The 15,538-nt window shown below is 63.8% G+C and carries 20 protein-coding genes; 8 read left to right on the top strand and 12 right to left on the bottom strand.

Translation table 11 applies throughout. The features are described from left to right. Positions 1-36: 36 nt before the first annotated feature. The 4 genes from IVB24_RS20935 to IVB24_RS20920 all read right to left on the bottom strand — a co-directional run bounded on the left by IVB24_RS20935 (position 37) and on the right by IVB24_RS20920 (position 3,941). A complete protein-coding gene (locus tag IVB24_RS20935; protein WP_247774140.1) occupies positions 37-990 on the bottom strand; it encodes a cytochrome D1 domain-containing protein in 954 nt (317 codons plus the stop codon). A 17-nt stretch (positions 991-1,007) separates the two neighbouring features. Beyond that, complete coding sequence (locus IVB24_RS20930; RefSeq protein WP_094977823.1) at positions 1,008-1,589, bottom strand: SRPBCC family protein; 582 nt, start codon at positions 1,587-1,589, stop codon at positions 1,008-1,010. A gap of 616 nt (positions 1,590-2,205) precedes the next feature. Next, a complete protein-coding gene (locus IVB24_RS20925) occupies positions 2,206-3,204 on the bottom strand; it encodes an IS110 family transposase (RefSeq protein ID WP_247768435.1) in 999 nt (332 codons plus the stop codon). Between the two features lie 503 nt (positions 3,205-3,707). Further along, positions 3,708-3,941 carry a HigA family addiction module antitoxin gene (locus IVB24_RS20920; RefSeq protein WP_247768433.1) on the bottom strand — a complete coding sequence of 78 codons (234 nt, stop codon included), beginning with the start codon at positions 3,939-3,941 and terminating at the stop codon, positions 3,708-3,710. A 14-nt stretch (positions 3,942-3,955) separates the two neighbouring features. On the opposite strand from IVB24_RS20920, the gene IVB24_RS20915 reads away from it, so the two are divergent. Then, positions 3,956-4,255: a hypothetical protein gene (locus IVB24_RS20915; RefSeq protein ID WP_247768431.1), complete on the top strand. Its 300-nt coding sequence runs from the start codon at positions 3,956-3,958 to the stop codon at positions 4,253-4,255. Between the two features lie 18 nt (positions 4,256-4,273). Here the strand turns inward: IVB24_RS20915 and IVB24_RS20910 are convergent, their stop codons facing one another. From IVB24_RS20910 to IVB24_RS20900, 3 genes are all read right to left on the bottom strand, one after another. After that, the gene (locus tag IVB24_RS20910; RefSeq protein WP_247768429.1) at positions 4,274-5,041 is read right to left on the bottom strand and encodes an AAA family ATPase; all 768 of its coding nucleotides are present in this window, start codon (positions 5,039-5,041) and stop codon (positions 4,274-4,276) included. Positions 5,042-5,149: 108 nt separating this feature from the next. Continuing rightward, complete coding sequence (locus IVB24_RS20905) at positions 5,150-6,010, bottom strand: DUF296 domain-containing protein (protein ID WP_247768427.1); 861 nt, start codon at positions 6,008-6,010, stop codon at positions 5,150-5,152. Between the two features lie 9 nt (positions 6,011-6,019). Beyond that, complete coding sequence (locus IVB24_RS20900; RefSeq protein WP_247768425.1) at positions 6,020-7,627, bottom strand: acyl-CoA synthetase; 1,608 nt, start codon at positions 7,625-7,627, stop codon at positions 6,020-6,022. On the opposite strand from IVB24_RS20900, the gene IVB24_RS20895 reads away from it, so the two are divergent. After that, complete coding sequence (locus IVB24_RS20895) at positions 7,626-8,513, top strand: peptidoglycan recognition family protein (protein WP_247768423.1); 888 nt, start codon at positions 7,626-7,628, stop codon at positions 8,511-8,513. The two genes, IVB24_RS20900 and IVB24_RS20895, sit on opposite strands and share 2 nt — an antisense overlap. A 70-nt stretch (positions 8,514-8,583) precedes the next feature. Here IVB24_RS20895 and IVB24_RS20890 read toward each other — a convergent pair whose 3' ends face one another. Both IVB24_RS20890 and IVB24_RS20885 read right to left on the bottom strand, forming a co-directional pair. Next, on the bottom strand, positions 8,584-8,970 hold the full coding sequence (locus IVB24_RS20890) for a hypothetical protein (RefSeq protein WP_247768421.1): 387 nt from the start codon (positions 8,968-8,970) through the stop codon (positions 8,584-8,586). After that, positions 8,967-9,209, bottom strand: coding sequence for a hypothetical protein (locus tag IVB24_RS20885; RefSeq protein WP_247768419.1), 243 nt, complete (start codon positions 9,207-9,209; stop codon positions 8,967-8,969). Before IVB24_RS20885 ends, IVB24_RS20890 begins: the two co-directional genes overlap by 4 nt. Before the next feature lie 94 nt (positions 9,210-9,303). On the opposite strand from IVB24_RS20885, the gene IVB24_RS20880 reads away from it, so the two are divergent. Together IVB24_RS20880 and IVB24_RS20875 are read left to right on the top strand one after the other, a co-directional pair. Then, a complete protein-coding gene (locus tag IVB24_RS20880; RefSeq protein WP_247768417.1) occupies positions 9,304-9,663 on the top strand; it encodes a hypothetical protein in 360 nt (119 codons plus the stop codon). 262 nt (positions 9,664-9,925) lie between these two features. After that, positions 9,926-10,201, top strand: a complete 276-nt coding sequence (locus tag IVB24_RS20875) for a GNAT family N-acetyltransferase (protein ID WP_140479844.1) — start codon at positions 9,926-9,928, stop codon at positions 10,199-10,201. 60 nt (positions 10,202-10,261) lie between these two features. Here the strand turns inward: IVB24_RS20875 and IVB24_RS20870 are convergent, their stop codons facing one another. Continuing rightward, entirely contained in the window at positions 10,262-10,645 is a 384-nt protein-coding gene (locus IVB24_RS20870; RefSeq protein WP_162406527.1) for a DUF3597 domain-containing protein, read from the bottom strand. Positions 10,646-10,980: 335 nt separating this feature from the next. On the opposite strand from IVB24_RS20870, the gene IVB24_RS20865 reads away from it, so the two are divergent. Both IVB24_RS20865 and IVB24_RS20860 read left to right on the top strand, forming a co-directional pair. Next, entirely contained in the window at positions 10,981-11,889 is a 909-nt protein-coding gene (locus IVB24_RS20865; RefSeq protein ID WP_247768415.1) for a DUF2189 domain-containing protein, read from the top strand. A 115-nt stretch (positions 11,890-12,004) separates the two neighbouring features. Further along, entirely contained in the window at positions 12,005-12,829 is an 825-nt protein-coding gene (locus IVB24_RS20860) for a lytic murein transglycosylase (protein WP_166469270.1), read from the top strand. A 70-nt stretch (positions 12,830-12,899) separates the two neighbouring features. On the opposite strand, the gene IVB24_RS20855 is transcribed toward IVB24_RS20860, so the two are convergent. Both IVB24_RS20855 and IVB24_RS20850 read right to left on the bottom strand, forming a co-directional pair. Further along, positions 12,900-13,163: a hypothetical protein gene (locus tag IVB24_RS20855; protein WP_140479852.1), complete on the bottom strand. Its 264-nt coding sequence runs from the start codon at positions 13,161-13,163 to the stop codon at positions 12,900-12,902. Further along, positions 13,160-13,306 carry a hypothetical protein gene (locus IVB24_RS20850; RefSeq protein ID WP_247768413.1) on the bottom strand — a complete coding sequence of 49 codons (147 nt, stop codon included), beginning with the start codon at positions 13,304-13,306 and terminating at the stop codon, positions 13,160-13,162. Before IVB24_RS20850 ends, IVB24_RS20855 begins: the two co-directional genes overlap by 4 nt. 517 nt (positions 13,307-13,823) lie before the next feature. Between IVB24_RS20850 and IVB24_RS20845 the strand changes: the two genes are divergently transcribed. Continuing rightward, on the top strand, positions 13,824-13,976 hold the full coding sequence (locus IVB24_RS20845; protein WP_007590701.1) for a DUF1127 domain-containing protein: 153 nt from the start codon (positions 13,824-13,826) through the stop codon (positions 13,974-13,976). A gap of 127 nt (positions 13,977-14,103) precedes the next feature. Next, a complete protein-coding gene (gene trmFO / locus IVB24_RS20840) occupies positions 14,104-15,531 on the top strand; it encodes a methylenetetrahydrofolate--tRNA-(uracil(54)-C(5))-methyltransferase (FADH(2)-oxidizing) TrmFO (RefSeq protein ID WP_247768411.1) in 1,428 nt (475 codons plus the stop codon). Positions 15,532-15,538: the final 7 nt, after the last annotated feature.

The following is a 15,538-nucleotide window of genomic DNA, read 5'->3' as shown; positions in this document are numbered from 1 at the left end:
TGTCGCGTCGCTCATGCGGGCTACGAAGAAGACCCCCTACTCGGTCCTGCGCAAGAATGCCCCGAACGCCCTTGGGCCGTCGCCGGTCTTGACCTCGCTGATCACCTTCAGCTCCGTCGCATCGATGATGCTGAGCGTGTTGCTCTCCCAGCACGCCACGATGACGCGCTTGCTGTCGGCGGTGGCCGCGATGCCCTCGGGATAATCTCCGACATTGATGCGCTTGACCGGCTTCAGGCTCGCCAGGTCGAACACGCTGACGGTGCCGCCATATTGGTCGGTGACGAAGCCGCGGCCCATCGTCAGCGCCACCGCATAGGGGCGCATGCCGACCTTCACGCGGGCGATCTCGCGCGCCTCCGCGAGGTCGATCACCGAGACGTCGTCGGAGCCGACATTAGCGGTGTAGGCGCGCTTGCCCTCGGCATCGATGGTGACGCCGAACGGGCGGGTGCCGACCTTGATGGTCGCCTTGCGCTGGCGCGACGTCGTGTCCACGATCGATACGCTGTCGTCATCGCGGTCCGCCGAGAGCAGCAGCTTGCCGTCAGGCGTCACCGCAAGGCCCGACGGCGAGGCGCCGACCGCGATGCTGGCGGTGACGCTGCGTGACGCCGCATCGATCACCCGCACCGCCGCTGCATACCAGTCCGCGACATAGACCGTCTTGCCGTCGGGCGCCACGGCAATGCCGAGCGGCCCGCCGCCCACCTCGATCCGCCCCGCGACCTGCCGGCTCGCGGCGTCCACCACGGTCACCGCCTTGGCGTCCGGGCTCGTCACATAGGCAAAGCGCCCGTCCGCGCTGACCGCGATTCCGGCCGGCTTGCCGCCGATCGGGATGGTCGCGACGCTGCGCAGAGTGCCGAGATCCACCACCATCAGATCGTCGCTGAGCTGGTTGGTGACGAACGCCTCCTCGGCGCGCGCGCCGCCGGGGCCGGCATGGCAAAGGCCGGCGGCGAGCGCCGCCAGAACCAGCGCCCGCAACACCTGCGCCCGCACGGTCAGCTGCCGCTCTCGATCTTCTTCTTCAGCGCTTCGAGGCCGGTCTTGTAGAGCCCGCTCACCGCGGTTTTGGCGGCTTCGTCGTTCAGTTCCGGCGGTGGATCGTTGTTGGGAAAGCCGCGGTAGAACGCGCCGGCCCATTCCAGCTTCGACTTGCCGTCGGAAGCCGGCGACACCGTCAGCGTCGAGGAATAATTGGTGACCGGCAGCACCTTCACGTCGACCTTGGTGATCCGGTACGAATAGCTCAGCATGTCGGGCTCGTATTTGTAGAGCTCCTCCTCGACGGTCGCGCCGCCCTGCAGCGTCAGCGTCCGCGTCGCGCCGACCTCGTTGCCCTTCTCGCCCGTGGTCTTGGTGACGGGTGGAAGCCAGCTCATGTCCTGGAAGTTACGGATCGCTGCCCACACCTTGTCCTGCGGCGCGTTGATCTCGATGGATTCCCGCACCTTCTGCCGGGTCGGCCCATGCGCCCAAGCCGCCGGTGAAAAAGCCGGCGCAAACGCCACCGTCAAAGCCGCCGCTCCCGCGGTAGCCAGCACCGCAGCCACGGCCATGCGTCGTCCAATCGTCACCCTCATCTCGTTTCCTCATACGTCTCGTTGATCGTGCGCGACTTGAATGCGCGCTGCGGTCATCCTAGCGCATTTTGGGGCCGAGGGGAGACCGGTTCGTGGCGTGGTTGCGGCGGCGATTTCCGCCTACCCACAACCCATTGCGAGGCCCGGCGGGCAAAACACCCATGGCGGGGTCAACGCCGCCACCCGAAAATATTTCTCTTTATCAGAACTTCGGATTATCGTATACGACACCCATCCCGTCCCGGGCCGAGGGGCGTATCGCGATCGTCACGAACGCGGGATGGGACGTGGTGGACGCAGGCTGCGTCGGCGCGAAGGGTGTTTGCAGGGCGGGTCACACCGTGAGCAGCGACCTATCGCGCACACGACCGGTGCAGCCTGCGTACGGCAAAATCGTGTGGTCCTGGCGCCCGGGGTCTGTGCGTCAAGTCTGTGGTGATGCTGCGGCCCAACCGGGTCGGGACATCAGTCATCCGCAAGGCGACGGGGGCAATAGTGCATCGCTCCCCGGGGAGCAACTGTGAAGTAGCTCGGCGACCGGCCGGCCTCAAGGCTGGCGCTCGCGCGCCACCGCCTTCGGCGGCTGACGGCCTTGACCCCGTCCGCTCACCGATCTTCAGGCTGTGCATGCGCTCGGCGGAAGCCGAGCGGTGCCGCCGACTTCGTACCGCTTGGCATCCCATTTCTCGCCGCGTGCGATCATGACGTTGAGGATCACGATCAGCTTACGCATGCAGGCAGTGAGCGCAACCTTCGGCTTCTTGCCTTTGGCGATCAGGCGATCATAGAAGGCCTTGAGCACGGGATTGTGCCGTGTCGCGGCTCCCATGCACGCCATGTAGAACAGGTTGCGGACTTTGCGGCGCCCGCCCTGGATATGACGGACGCCCCGACGTTTGCCGCTGTCGTCGTCATAAGGCGCAGCACCCAGCAGTGCCGCAGCAACTTTGTCCCCGATCTGGCCGAGTTCCGGCATCGCCCCGATCAATCCGGCCGACGTGCCCCCGCCAAGACCCGGCACGCTCTCGATGATCTCGGCGAGTTCGGCAAAACGCGGCGTGGCCTTGATTAGAACTGCGATCGCTGCTTCCAACTTGGCAACTTCCAAGGTGATCTGCTTCAGCAGGCGGCCCTGCATTTTCTGCACGACGTCAGGTGTGGAATGCTCATTCCTGCTTTGCAAGCTGGTCCGCATGTCGATCAGAGCCTGGCGCGCATTCACGATCTGCACCAGTTTCTCACGTGCCGCATCGTACGTTTGGCCCTTTGCCTCGATGAAGGTCTCGGCGAACCAGGCAATCATTTCCGCATCGATTGGATCGTTCTTGGCGAGCCGTCCGGCCGATCTAGCGAAGTTGCGCACCCGCTTCGGATCCACGATCAGGGCTTCGATACCAGCCTCGCGCAGCGCTTTGGCCCATTCCCGCTCATAGCCGCCGGAAGCCTCCATGGCGGCCTTGCCGACCTTGTGCTTTCGAAGCCAGCGGATCAACGCTCGCCGCCCCTCCGGCGTGCTTGGGAACGCCTGCCGTTGTGACAATGAGCGAATGCACACATCCACCTTGTCCTTGGCCACGTCGATGCCAGCGACAACCAGACCGTCTTGTGCCATCATCCAATCCCTTCCTTGCTCGGTCCGGGCTCGAAGCCCATGCAACTGTTCGGGTTGAGGAAGACCACCGGATCTGTCCCTAGCTCCCCGACAGGCTCAAGGCCTTCGAGCACGATCGGGCTCAGATCCAGCGACGGGCGGTTTTACGAGAACCGCCCGTTCGCACATTCTGGCAGATTTTCCAGACACAAGAGCACGACATAAGCCGTAAAGCCACTGCGCAGGGAAGGCCGGATGTTTGGCTTCACCTGTATGCCGCTGTGCATCTGTTTTTTGTGCATTTGCGCACAGCGGACCGCGGGTGCCAGCCGGCACCCGCCTTCCCTGCGCCCTCGGCACCTTTGAGGGCGATGACGACAGCAAAGCTCGGGCGGAACAGGCCGCGAGGAGGAGAAAGTGTGTCTTGCGCCGTCTGAAGGCGAATCCGGTGCAATCGTGGACCAATACTCCGTCAGGCAGCGTCGGCCGGCCTTACGCGTCGAGCGATCTCCGCGCCCTTTTCTCGTTCAAACAACGCCGATGTCATATTGCCCCTGCAAGTCCAGCCAGAACTGAGGACTGTTGCCAAAGTAGCGACCGAGACGCACCGCCGTATCAGCCGAGATACCGCGCCGCCCGTTCAAAATATCGGTCACCCGCCCCGAGGGAACGCCGATGTCGAGCGAAAGCCTATTGGCGCTAAGTCCACGCGCCGTCATTTCGCGCTTGAGCAAACGTCCTGGATGCACCAGAGGAGGCATGGATTTCAGCCCTTATGATAATCGACAATTTCAACCTGGTGGGCATCGCCTTTGCTGAACTCGAATCAGATGCGCCAGCGCTCGTTGACCGTCATCGCCCATTGCCCTTTGCGATCGCCCTTGTGCAACCCGACGCTCTTCAACGGGCTCAGGTCGCCAAGCGATTTTGCGACATTCACGCTAGCAACAGATCAGCCGCCGCCTCGAAATCGAGTCCGCGAAACTGGTTCGGACGTTCGCCATCCCAGACCTTGCGGCTAGCCGCATTCCGCCAGGATCTGATCATGGCAATAACAGACTACGAAAACCGGTGAACTGCAATTGACCGGGTCTCATTCCGCCAACGTCGCCTCGACGAACCCGCGCGGGTCCGTGCAAAATTCGCGCATCAGCCGGTAATGATCCGTTTCTTCCACCGTCGTTGGCTCCAGGCCGTATTTCCCAAGCCGAAGCAGCTGCGCGTTGGGATAGGCCATCAGCATCGGCGAATGGGTCGCCATGATGACCTGGCAGATGCGGGAGTCGTCCATGCGTCGCAGCAGCTTCAGGAACTCGATCTGGCGCGCCGGCGACAGCGCGGATTCCGGCTCGTCGAAGATGAAGATGCTCTGCCGCTGGCAGCGTTCCTCGAAAAAGCGCAGGAAGCCTTCGCCGTGCGAATGCGAGAGAAAATCGGGACCGTCCTGGCCGGCATCACGTGCGGCCTTGTCCAGATACCGCGCCACCGAGAAGAAGCTCTCGGCGCGGAAGAACCAGCCGTTGGTGATCTTCGGCAGCCAGCTCGCGCGCAGCGCCTTGGCGAGTTGGCCGCCCATCTTCTCGCGCGCCTCGGAGTGGTCGACCGGCCTATAGCCCTTGCCACCCCCGGCATCGTCGTAGCCGGCGAGCGCTGCGATGCCCTCGAGGATGGTCGACTTCCCGGTGCCATTCTCTCCGACGATGATCGTGATGGCGCTGTCGAAGCAGAGCTCGAAATCGTCCGGCAAGATCGGCAGGCAAAACGGATAGGCCGCGCGATCCCCGACCTGCAACGGGTCGAGCCAGACCCGCTTCAGATATGGCGCCGGCAGGTTGATGGTGCGATGACCTCTCCGGCTCATAGCCGCTTCTCCGTCCGTTCCGTCACAAGCATCCCAACTCGGAACATAACGAGAACAATTACGGTGTGCAACCGGCAGGATACGCCCGGCGCAAGCCTTGAGCGCAGCCTAGTCCAGCGCCTCCAGCACCAGCTCCATGGTCATCAGCACGGGATTGTCGCCGCGGACCAGGCGCCCCTCCGCCAGGCCGCCAGTGTAGTCGATCAGTGCGACGTCGAGCGCAGCTTCGAGCGCGCCGGAGGGCCCGGGCGCGATCAGCCCGGCCGTCACCGCAAGCTCGGTCGCAAACGGCTCGGTCACGCCGCCATGGCTGAAGCGCGCGCCGATGGTCGAGCCAACGCCGCCATGGATTTTCGCGCGCGCGATACCGTGCGCGCGGCAGAAGTCTTCGAGCGAGCCAGCAAAATCCTGATTGGGACGCAGCCGCAGCGCGAAAGCACGGCTCGTGGCGCGCGCGCCGGTACGCGCGGCCGCCGCTGGCCCGAACAGCTTGAAGTTGGTCTCGGGATCGGGCTCGGCGGTAAACATCGCGCCATCGAGGCCGAAGGCCTCGACTTCGAACGGTTCGGCAACGACAGTCTCGTCCGGCAGCATGTGACCGCCGCTCGCCTTGCCGTCCGCCTCGGTCCACAACCCGTGGCAGTGAAAGAACGGCGCACCGTCGCGCGTGCCGAACGTCATGCTGCCGAGCTTGGTGCGCGTCACGCCGCCGGGCCGGTACGTATCGCTGTAGAACGCCGCGTTCTCACCCGTCTTCGACAATGCCGGCATGACATAGGCGAACGGCCCGAGCGCGCCGTGCCGGAAGTTGAGCACGCCGCTCGTAAACCCTTCGGCCGCAAAGCCCCGCTGCGCGGCTTCCAGCAACGGCAAACCTGCCTGGAGCGTGAACGAAAACGCGCGTCCCCTCGCCTCCACCCATTGGATGCGTTCCGCGATGGGCGCGCCCGGCTGCTTGATACTCCGCATCGCCTGCACTCAGCCAGTCTTCGTCGTGTCGAGATCGAGCAGCCCGCGCGCCTCGAGTTCGTCGCGCACCATGCGTTTCGGGATCTTGCCATAGCCCGACTTCGGCAAGGCCTCCCAGAAGAAGAAGCGCTTTGGCATCTTGTAGCGCGGTACCTTCGGCGACAGGAACGCGGCCATCTCCGCCTCGCTGACTGCCTTCGCGCCCTCGCGCGGCACGCACACGGCGACGCCGACCTCGCCCCAGGTCGCATCGGGCACGCCGAGCACGGCGACCTCGCCGACCGCGGGATGCGTCAGGATCTTCTCCTCGATCTCGCGCGGATAGATATTGGAGCCGCCCGAGATGTACATGTCCGACGCGCGTCCCGTGATGTAGACAAAACCCTCCTCGTCCATGTGGCCGAGATCGCCGGTGCGGAACCAGCCGTTGCGGAACGCCTTCGCGTTGGCTTCGGGATTGTCGTAATAGCCTGCGAGCACCGCCGGCCCGATCACGCAGATCTCGCCGCTCTGGTTGGCCGCGAGCTCGCGGCCCTCGTCGTCCTGGATCGAGACCTGCATGCCGGTACGCTCGAAGCCGCAGGTGCCGATCTTGGCGTGCGGGCCATCCTCGGGATCGTGCAGCGCGGCCGGCAGCACGGTGATGTTGCCGGTGACTTCGCCGAGGCCGAAATACTGGACGATGACCTTGCCGAGCTTGTTCAACGCCGTCTTCTGGTCCTCGCGATACATCGGCGCGCCTGCATAGATCACGTGACGCAGCGACGAGTGATCGTATTTGTCGACGGCGGGATGCTCGACCATCATCTTCAGGATCGTCGGCACGGTGAAGAGATTGGCGACCCGATGCGTCTCGATCAGGCGGAACGCCTCGTTGATGTCGAACTTCTCGGTCGGCAACAAAACGGTGCAGACGCCGCGCGCGGTCTGCATCAGCTGATGCACGCCGGCGCCATGCGACAGCGGCGCCACCACCAGCGAGGCGTCATTCTCGGTGACGCCGGGGGTCAGATCGGCGAGATGGTTGGTGATCACAAAGCCCATCTGGCCGTGGGTCAGCACCGCGGCCTTGGAGCGGCCTGTCGTGCCCGACGTGAAGAAGAACCAGCAGGGATCGTCGTGCTCGACACCGACGTTCGCGAAATTGGCGCCGGCCTGCGAGGCAATGGCATCGGCAACCGACGTCTCGCCGAACGCAGCCTTGCCGTCGACGCTCCAGGTGAACTCCAGCGCGCCGCCCTTCACGGCCGCTGCGTGCTCGGGGAAATCGACATGGCACAGAAAGGCCTTCGCGCCGGAAGCTTGCGCGAGATAGGTGACCTCGTCCGGCATCAGGCGGAAATTGGTAGGCACCCAGACCGCTCCGAGCCGGAACGCAGCGAACATCGAGACAAACATCTCGTCGCCATTCTTGGAATGGACCAGGATGCGATCGCCCTTGGCGATGCCGCGCGCGGCCAGCGCCGCCGCCAACGCCGAGACCTGCGCATCGATCTGGCGCCAGCTCCAGGATTTGTCTCCCCAGACGAAACCGGGACGCGCGCCATGCCGCCGCGCATTCTGGGTCAGCATGTAAGCGAGATTCATGACGCGGCGGGACATGCGCAGGGGCTGCATGGGGATTCCTCTTCGGGAGCGGACGGCGCGCTGGCCGCCGGCTCATTGCAGCCCATTTATCGCCATCGCCCGCGCCGCTGCAAGGCAGCTTCGACATCAAACCTCAGCTGCTCTCAATCACCCGCATATCTCGCTGTGCTGCCGGAACGAGGCGTGGCAGCAGCCCATGTTCCTTGCAACGCGACATTTTTCGCTCTACCAGTTTAAGTTGCCAGACCGCCCGGACCTCCCGGTGCTTCGAAGAGAGCGGGCCCGTCCGGCACGCATTGCGACTGAAATTTTTTCAAACGCTTTTTTTGGGGAGAAGGTCATGGTGGAATGGAAAGGAATAGTTGGTACCGCCTATACTGCAGATGAATTCGACAGCTACGCGCACGCTCTGCGATGGTCCGGATGGCGGCCTGCATTCATTGTTGTTCACAACACGGCGGTGCCAACACTCGCGCAGCGGCCCAATGGGTTTACGAAACAGCACATTCTAAACCTGGAGGGCTTTTACAGAGATCAGCAGCACTGGAAAGCCGGTCCGCATCTTTTCATCGACGATAGGCAGATCTGGGTGTTCACTCCCCTGACCATGTCAGGCGTCCATTCTCCCTCCTATAACAAGACTGCCCTGGGATTTGAAATGCTCGGCGATTACGACCGCGATGAATTCAATTCCGGCCGTGGATTGCGCGTTCAAAGGAACGCCGTCGCAGCGGTCGCGACGATGTCCGCGGTGCTCGGCCTCGATCCGGATACGATGAAAGTCCATAAGGAAGACCCGTTGACGACGCACGCCTGCCCGGGAAGAACCGTCGTCAAGAACAAGTTCATCGAAAAGGTGAAGGAGCTGCTCGCCGAGCGTCACGGCGGGGAACATCTCGATCCCGTGTCGTCGTGACGCCAGTTCTCGCGCTCAGCTAACGGCGGGCGGGAGATCTTCGAGAAGCGGCCACAGCTCCTGGAGCGCCTCATCCATGCACCAGAAGCTGTAGCCCCCCGTAGCCCCGATGCTCGACGGCGGTGATGAAGTTTCGCGTGGCTGTCAGGCAAGCGTGCACGCTTGAGAATGGAATGTCACCCGTGATCGTCACGTTGCCAGTTGGCCTGTAACGATCCTGAAAGTTTCGTGCACCCTCGGCGATCTTGTAGTCATGAACCGGCTTGTCCAGACGGGTGACGATGTTTTCGGTGCGATAGTACACCTGAGGACATTTGTCGTGCACATTGCTCAGGAACGGCTCGAACGGGAGGTCCATGTGAAGTGACGACTGGTCATGGCTCGACAGCGCGAGGCCACGATCGTGCGCCGCAAGGTCATGCGCGATCCGGGCCGCAATAGGTCGTCTCGCGATCACCGCATGGTCTCGCTGAAATCGACGATGTAGTCGTCGCGGCCGTCACCGGTGAGATCGATCCTGCGTACCGTATCGGGTGCGAAGGTCACCTCGCCGCCGTCCTGGCTGGTGCATTCGTCGTTGGCAAAGCGCAGCGCCTTCTGCACGCCCGGCGGATAGTCGGACGGATCGAACGGCTTGGCATCCTCCGCACGCGCGGCGGAGACGAACAGAGCGAGCAGAAACATCAAATAGCGCATGCGCGTCTGTCGCCGGCACGGCCGCAATCGTTCAGTGAATTTTAAACATGATCGGCGCACCCTCGCTCAGTTCTCGCGTACAGAGTGCCGCATCATGGTCAAAGCGCCCGCCTTCCTCCTGTTGTCGCTGGCGCTCGCCGGATGTGCCGTGGCGCCGCAGGCGCATCTGGCCTCCGATGCGGCCTTCAAGCCCGGCCGCTATGCCTGGGATGGCGCGGGCGTGGATCCCAATCGGCCGCTTGCAGCCTCACGACCAGCCCGCGCCGCCGCTCGATCCGAGCGCAACACATCACAGGCCGAACTTCAGCCCCAGTCGAAGGAATGGTGGCAGCCACAAGACGCCAGCGAGGCCGAGCAGGATGCCAGGGTCAACCGCTCCCTGGTCATCTGCCAGGTATGCCTGCGCCCGCCGCAGCAGCCCGAAGATTCCAGGCTCGCCAAAGCAGCCGATTGAGCAGACCGCCTTGTTACAGCGCTCCGAGCTTTGACCCGCTGGTCCGGCGTGCTGGTCGACCCCACGCAAGCCTCCCAGGCCGGGCCGCCCTCAGCCGCAGGCCGTCACCGTCGTGGTCAGCGCGGCGAGCAGCACCATGAGACCGAGCCGGACACGCATTTTGCGGATATCTCCCCTGCAGCAACCTTGCTGGGTCGCACCTTGGCAAGGGCCGGTTCAGGCGCCTAGATCAGAGCAAAGCAGCACGTCTGAAGGATCTTGCATGGTGGCATCGGTACGGGACAACAGGGACAGGAGCCGCTTCGAACTCGATGTCGGCAGCGACGTCGCCTTCGCCAATTACCGGCTGACCCCGACGGCGGTCATCATCACCCATACCGAGACGCCGCACGCGCTACGCGGTCGCGGCATCGGCTCCGAACTGGTGAAAGGCGCGCTGGAGCTCATCCGCCGCGACGGCAAGAAGGTGATCGCCGGCTGCGGCTTCGTGGTCGACTATCTCGAGCGGCATCCGGAGGATGCGGATCTCGTCGCCTGAAAGCAAAAAGGGCCCGCGACAGGCGCGGGCCCTTGCGATCGCTTCGCAGCGACCGATCGGTCAGTGCTTGATCTCCGGCGGCAGCTTGCCGCCATTGGCGGCGAGCTTGGACATCACCTGCTTGTGCAGCCAGACGTTCATGCTGGCCGAGTCGTTCATGTCACCGGTGTAGCCGAGTTCCTTGGCAAGGTCCTTGCGCGCAGCGAGGCTGGAATCGATGTCGAGCGCCTTCATGAGGTCGACGATCGAGGTACGCCATTCCAGCTTCTCGCCCTTGTGCGCGGCCACCGCCTTGTCGACGATTGCCGCCACGTCGACCGCGGCCATGGGCGCGGCGCCCGGTGCCGGCGCGGCTCCAGCGGGCGCCGCTGCGCCACCGGCGGGCGCGGCGGAAGCCGGCTGGCTGCCAAAGATCGCGCTCATGATTTTCCCGAAAATACTCATATCTGCTCCCCGAAAAGGATCCGTTGGAAGGGCCTTGAGTGGCTCTTATAGACGAAGTTCCTGCGTTGCGCCCGCGCGTTCTGCGAACCATCAACCAGCATCAGCTTATCTGCGGCGAAATGACGGCCGAATGACATCGTCGAGGTTGCGATGCGGCATCGAATCTCACCCAAGCGTGAGGGACATGACTCGGAAATCAGCGTACGCTTCGACTTCAGCTCGCGATGCCTTCCGGAATTCGCGTCTGGCCGGGATCGCGGGACTTCAGAGAATGGCGGCCGCTCGCGCCGTTTGCCGGCGCCGGAGTCGGCCGCTCGGCAAGGGAGCTAGCGACCATGGCCACACTCTACCAGGGCAATGTCCCCACGATCGTCCAGACAACGGATGCGTCTGGACCGGTGATCCGAACCATCCAGCTGTCCGACCTGCAGGATGCGCTCAGGCGCGGCTGGGAAGATTTCAAGGCCGTGCCGAGCCACGCCATCATCCTCTGCGTGATCTATCCGGTGCTCGGCCTCGTGCTCGCCCGCATGGTCATGGGCTATTCGGTGCTGCCGTTGCTGTTTCCGCTCGCCGCCGGCTTCGCGCTGATCGGCCCCTTCGCAGCGCTCGGTCTCTACGAGCTCTCCAGCCGGCGTGAACGCTATGAGGAAGCCAGCGCCTGGAATGCGATGGAGGTACTGCGCTCGCCTTCGTTCGGGGCGATGCTCGGCCTCGGCGCACTGCTGCTCGCTCTGTTCGTGACCTGGGTTGCGACCGCGCAGGCGATCTATGTCGCGGCGTTCGGCTATGAGGGCGTCACTGGAATCTCGGACTTCACGACGCGCGTGCTGACGACGCAGCAGGGCTGGTGGCTGATCGTTGTCGGCTGCGGCGCCGGCTTCCTGTTCGCGCTCGCCGCGCTCTGCATCAGCGCCGTGTCGTTCCCGTTGATGCTGGACCGCCATGCCGGCGCGTTCGAGGCGATGAGCACCTCGCTGCGCGTGATCGCGAGGAACCCGGTGCCGATGGCCGCCTGGGGGGTGATCGTGGCAGTGCTGCTCGCGCTCGGCACGATCCCGGCCTTCCTCGGCCTTGCCGTGGTGATCCCCCTGCTCGGCCATGCCACCTGGCATCTCTACCGCAAGGCGATCGTCTCGGAGCCCGGTGCACATCCGGCGCCGCCCCCGCCGCATCGTCCGCGCAAGCCGGCGGCCGACTTCCCGGCCAACCTCTTCCCCTGGCGTAACAAGAGCGACGCCTGACGATCTCGTGACATGCGATCCTGCCCATGCTTCGGCAGGATCGCACGCCTTGCTTTGGCCGCGGTTCCGACCGAGATTGCGCGCGCCGACCATCTCACGGAATTCATTACCTCGAATGACCTCGACGATTTCTCGTCTCGCTCTCGCAGCTTTCGCCCTTTCCGCGTCCATCCTTTCCGCCCAGCCGGCGTTCGCCGCGGTTGCCTGCGGCTCGGGCAATTTCGATGCCTGGCTTGCGGAGTTCAAAACCGACGCTGCGGCCAAGGGCATCTCACAACAGGCCATCGCATCGGGGCTCACCGGCGTGACGCTCGATCAGAGCGTGCTCAACCGCGACCGCTCGCAAAAGGTCTTCAGCCAGACCTTCGAGGAATTTTCCGGCCGCATGGTGCCACCACGCCTGGAGCGCGGCTCCAACAGGATGAAACAATACGGCTCCGTGCTGTCGCGCATCGAACAGGCCTACGGCGTTCCCGGCGAGGTCCTGGTCGCGATCTGGGGCCTGGAGACCGATTTCGGCGTCAACACCGGCAAATTCGCCACGATCCGCTCGCTCGCAACACTGGCCTATGACTGCCGGCGCGCCGAGCAGTTTCGCGCCGAACTGCTGGATGCGCTGCGCATCGTCCAGCGCGGCGATCTCGCGCCGGCCGAGATGAAGGGCGCCTGGGCCGGCGAACTCGGCCAGACCCAGTTCATGCCGTCGTCCTGGATGAAATACGCCGTCGACTTCGACGGCAACGGCAAGCGCGACCTCTTGCACAACGCGCCCGACGTGCTCGCCTCCACGGCCAATTATCTCGCCGGCTATGGCTGGCAGAAGGGCAAGGATTGGCAGCCGGGCAGTCCGAATTTCACGGTGCTGCAGCAGTGGAACAAGAGCGAGGTCTATTCCAGGACGGTCGCCTATTTCGCCACCCAGCTGGCGCGCGCCCCTTAAAGACCCATCAACAAACGCGTAGGGCCGATCGCCTGGCGACCGGCCCTCTCTCGTGCGTTTGCCTACCCGTTTACTTGCCCATGGTGGCGTGCATCGCCTTGTTCAGATGCGCGCCGCACGCACCCATTTTGCCGTTGAGCATCGAATCCTGCGCGGAAGCGATCTCCTTCTGCGCGACGAGTTTGCCGTCACCGTCGGCCATGTTCTCGATCGCGGTCTCCGTCTTCTCCAGATTGGCCGAGCTGCAACCGCCCGCGGCATGCTTGGCGGCCTGGGCCGGCGCGACGGCGAACGCGACGGCGGCAATTGCGATAACCCCGAGTAACTTCGTCATGACGTTACTTTCCTTCTCTTGTTCTTGGGCAGGCCCAGCGACATTGCCGGATTCTGCAAAATGACCTTCTCCGGGCGCGGCAACTTGTCGCAATAAATTTCCCGCGAGAATTGCGTGATGTTGCGCGCCACGCAGAGCCGCATGCGAAATTCCTGGTCTTCATTACATCCTGGTAATCCTCGTCACACGCTTCGCGTGCGCGCGCTTGGCACTGTGCGCGCGAGGGAACAGCCCCGCCGCATTCCGCCGGCCACATTTGGACTGGCGAAGCCAACGGCGTCCCTTCCCCAGTCATACAGACCATCAAGAAGTGAACTTATGTTCACAATGAGAATCTTCTCACCATGCGAATCACGCATGACCGACTTGGGTGTACAAGCTAAGCGAGCGACTTGCCGACGACCCACACGCAACTTATTTCGGCTTTGACCGCAATCAATCGCCTGTCGTTAAGCCCATGATTTCAAGGACATTTATCGCGTCGTACAGCCCAAGCCTTGGGCGGGACTGGCAAGGGGTTAAGCGTTCCTTACTTGCGGTATGCGCGATGCGCTTAGCTGCATCGCAACATCGGAACTTTCGCACTGCACCACTCTCACGTATATTCATTTCAACGATGAGGCTCGGGCAAGAGCTGAATCGAACTACAGGAGACTACCAATGCTGCTCTCGCTCATCCGCATGATCCAGGCCTTCCGGGACTATCAGCGCAATGTTGCCGAACTGTCCCAGCTCAGCGATCGCGAACTGGCCGATATCGGCCTCGATCGCTCGGACATCCCGCGCGTTGCCGCCGGTCAGTATCAGGGCTGATATCGTTCAACCCTTCACCGGAACGGACCGATAGCGCCCGCCTCGTGCGGGCGTTGTCGTATCTGGTGGCAGAAAACTCGATCTCGGCGATTCCACTCTCCGCCGAAAAGCGCTACCTGTCCGCCCCATGACAGGATCCCATTCCAACACCGTGCACGTGATTGGCGCCGGCCTTGCCGGCTCCGAGGCCGCCTGGCAGGTGGCCAAGGCCGGCGTGCCCGTAGTATTGCACGAGATGCGGCCGAGCCGCATGACCGAAGCGCACCGCACCGACGGGCTCGCCGAGCTCGTCTGCTCCAATTCGTTCCGCTCGGACGACGCCGCCAACAACGCCGTCGGCCTGCTGCATGCGGAGATGCGCCGGCTCGATTCGCTGATCATGCGCGCGGCCGACGCCAACCAGGTGCCCGCCGGCGGCGCGCTCGCCGTCGACCGTGACGGCTTCTCCGCGGGCGTCACCAAGGCGCTCAACGACCATCCCCTGATCCAGATCGCCCGCGGCGAGATTGCAGGCCTGCCGCCGGCCGAGTGGAGCAACGTCATCGTTGCGACCGGCCCCCTCACCTCCGCGCCGCTGGCTGATGCCATCCGCGAACTGACCGACGAGAACGCGCTCGCCTTCTTCGACGCGATCGCACCGATCGTACACCGCGAATCCATCGACATGTCGGTGGCCTGGTTCCAGTCGCGCTACGACAAGGTCGGCCCCGGCGGCACCGGCGCGGACTACATCAACTGCCCGATGACCAAGGAGCAGTATGACGGCTTCGTCGCCGCGCTGATGTCGGGCGAGAAGACCGAATTCAAGGAGTGGGAGACCAACACGCCCTATTTCGACGGCTGCCTGCCGATCGAGGTAATGGCGGAGCGCGGCCCCGAGACCTTGCGCCACGGACCGATGAAGCCGGTCGGCCTCACCAACCCGCACGATCCTACGACCAAAGCCTACGCGATCGTGCAGCTGCGCCAGGACAACAAGCTCGGCACGCTCTACAACATCGTCGGCTTCCAGACGAAATTGAAATACGGCGAGCAGCAGCGCATCTTCCGCACCATCCCCGGGCTGGAGAATGCAGAGTTCGCCCGTCTCGGCGGCCTGCATCGCAACACCTTCCTGAACTCGCCGAAGCTGCTCGACGGCCAGCTGCGCCTGCGTGCGCAGCCGCGGCTGCGCTTCGCCGGCCAGATGACGGGCTGCGAGGGCTATGTGGAATCGGCCAGCGTCGGCCTGATTGCCGGTCTCTATGCAGCAGCGGACGCGCGCGGCGAGACGCTTGTCGGCCCGCCGGGGACGACCGCGCTGGGATCGCTGCTCGGCCACATCACCGGCGGCCATATCGAGACCATCGAGCCCGGCACACGGTCGTTCCAACCGATGAACATCAATTTCGGTCTATTCCCGCCGCTTGCGAGCGTGCCGACGAAGAAGCCCGACGGCACACGCTTGCGCGGCAACGAGAAGACGGTGGCCAAGAAACAGGCGATGAGCGCTCTCGCACTCGCCGATCTCGATCGCTGGATCGCCGATCATTTGCGCATGCCCGCAGCCGCGTGAGTTTGCA

The sequence above is a fragment of the Bradyrhizobium sp. 192 genome, from assembly GCF_023100965.1.
Classification (GTDB): domain Bacteria; phylum Pseudomonadota; class Alphaproteobacteria; order Rhizobiales; family Xanthobacteraceae; genus Bradyrhizobium; species Bradyrhizobium symbiodeficiens.
This window is presented reverse-complemented; position numbering and strand designations above follow the sequence as displayed.

Coding starts and splice junctions, on each gene's coding strand:
- IVB24_RS20850 (WP_247768413.1), bottom strand. CDS start 13,306: ATGCGGCTCTGCGTGGCGCGCAACATCACGCAATTCTCGCGGGAAATT.
- IVB24_RS20880 (WP_247768417.1), top strand. CDS start 9,304: ATGGTCAAAGCGCCCGCCTTCCTCCTGTTGTCGCTGGCGCTCGCCGGA.
- IVB24_RS20845 (WP_007590701.1), top strand. CDS start 13,824: ATGCTGCTCTCGCTCATCCGCATGATCCAGGCCTTCCGGGACTATCAG.
- IVB24_RS20870 (WP_162406527.1), bottom strand. CDS start 10,645: ATGAGTATTTTCGGGAAAATCATGAGCGCGATCTTTGGCAGCCAGCCG.
- IVB24_RS20875 (WP_140479844.1), top strand. CDS start 9,926: ATGGTGGCATCGGTACGGGACAACAGGGACAGGAGCCGCTTCGAACTC.
- IVB24_RS20885 (WP_247768419.1), bottom strand. CDS start 9,209: ATGCGCTATTTGATGTTTCTGCTCGCTCTGTTCGTCTCCGCCGCGCGT.
- IVB24_RS20925 (WP_247768435.1), bottom strand. CDS start 3,204: ATGATGGCACAAGACGGTCTGGTTGTCGCTGGCATCGACGTGGCCAAG.
- trmFO (WP_247768411.1), top strand. CDS start 14,104: ATGACAGGATCCCATTCCAACACCGTGCACGTGATTGGCGCCGGCCTT.
- IVB24_RS20895 (WP_247768423.1), top strand. CDS start 7,626: ATGGGGATTCCTCTTCGGGAGCGGACGGCGCGCTGGCCGCCGGCTCAT.
- IVB24_RS20900 (WP_247768425.1), bottom strand. CDS start 7,627: ATGCAGCCCCTGCGCATGTCCCGCCGCGTCATGAATCTCGCTTACATG.
- IVB24_RS20910 (WP_247768429.1), bottom strand. CDS start 5,041: ATGAGCCGGAGAGGTCATCGCACCATCAACCTGCCGGCGCCATATCTG.
- IVB24_RS20920 (WP_247768433.1), bottom strand. CDS start 3,941: ATGCCTCCTCTGGTGCATCCAGGACGTTTGCTCAAGCGCGAAATGACG.
- IVB24_RS20905 (WP_247768427.1), bottom strand. CDS start 6,010: ATGCGGAGTATCAAGCAGCCGGGCGCGCCCATCGCGGAACGCATCCAA.
- IVB24_RS20930 (WP_094977823.1), bottom strand. CDS start 1,589: ATGAGGGTGACGATTGGACGACGCATGGCCGTGGCTGCGGTGCTGGCT.
- IVB24_RS20915 (WP_247768431.1), top strand. CDS start 3,956: ATGATAATCGACAATTTCAACCTGGTGGGCATCGCCTTTGCTGAACTC.
- IVB24_RS20860 (WP_166469270.1), top strand. CDS start 12,005: ATGACCTCGACGATTTCTCGTCTCGCTCTCGCAGCTTTCGCCCTTTCC.
- IVB24_RS20855 (WP_140479852.1), bottom strand. CDS start 13,163: ATGACGAAGTTACTCGGGGTTATCGCAATTGCCGCCGTCGCGTTCGCC.
- IVB24_RS20865 (WP_247768415.1), top strand. CDS start 10,981: ATGGCCACACTCTACCAGGGCAATGTCCCCACGATCGTCCAGACAACG.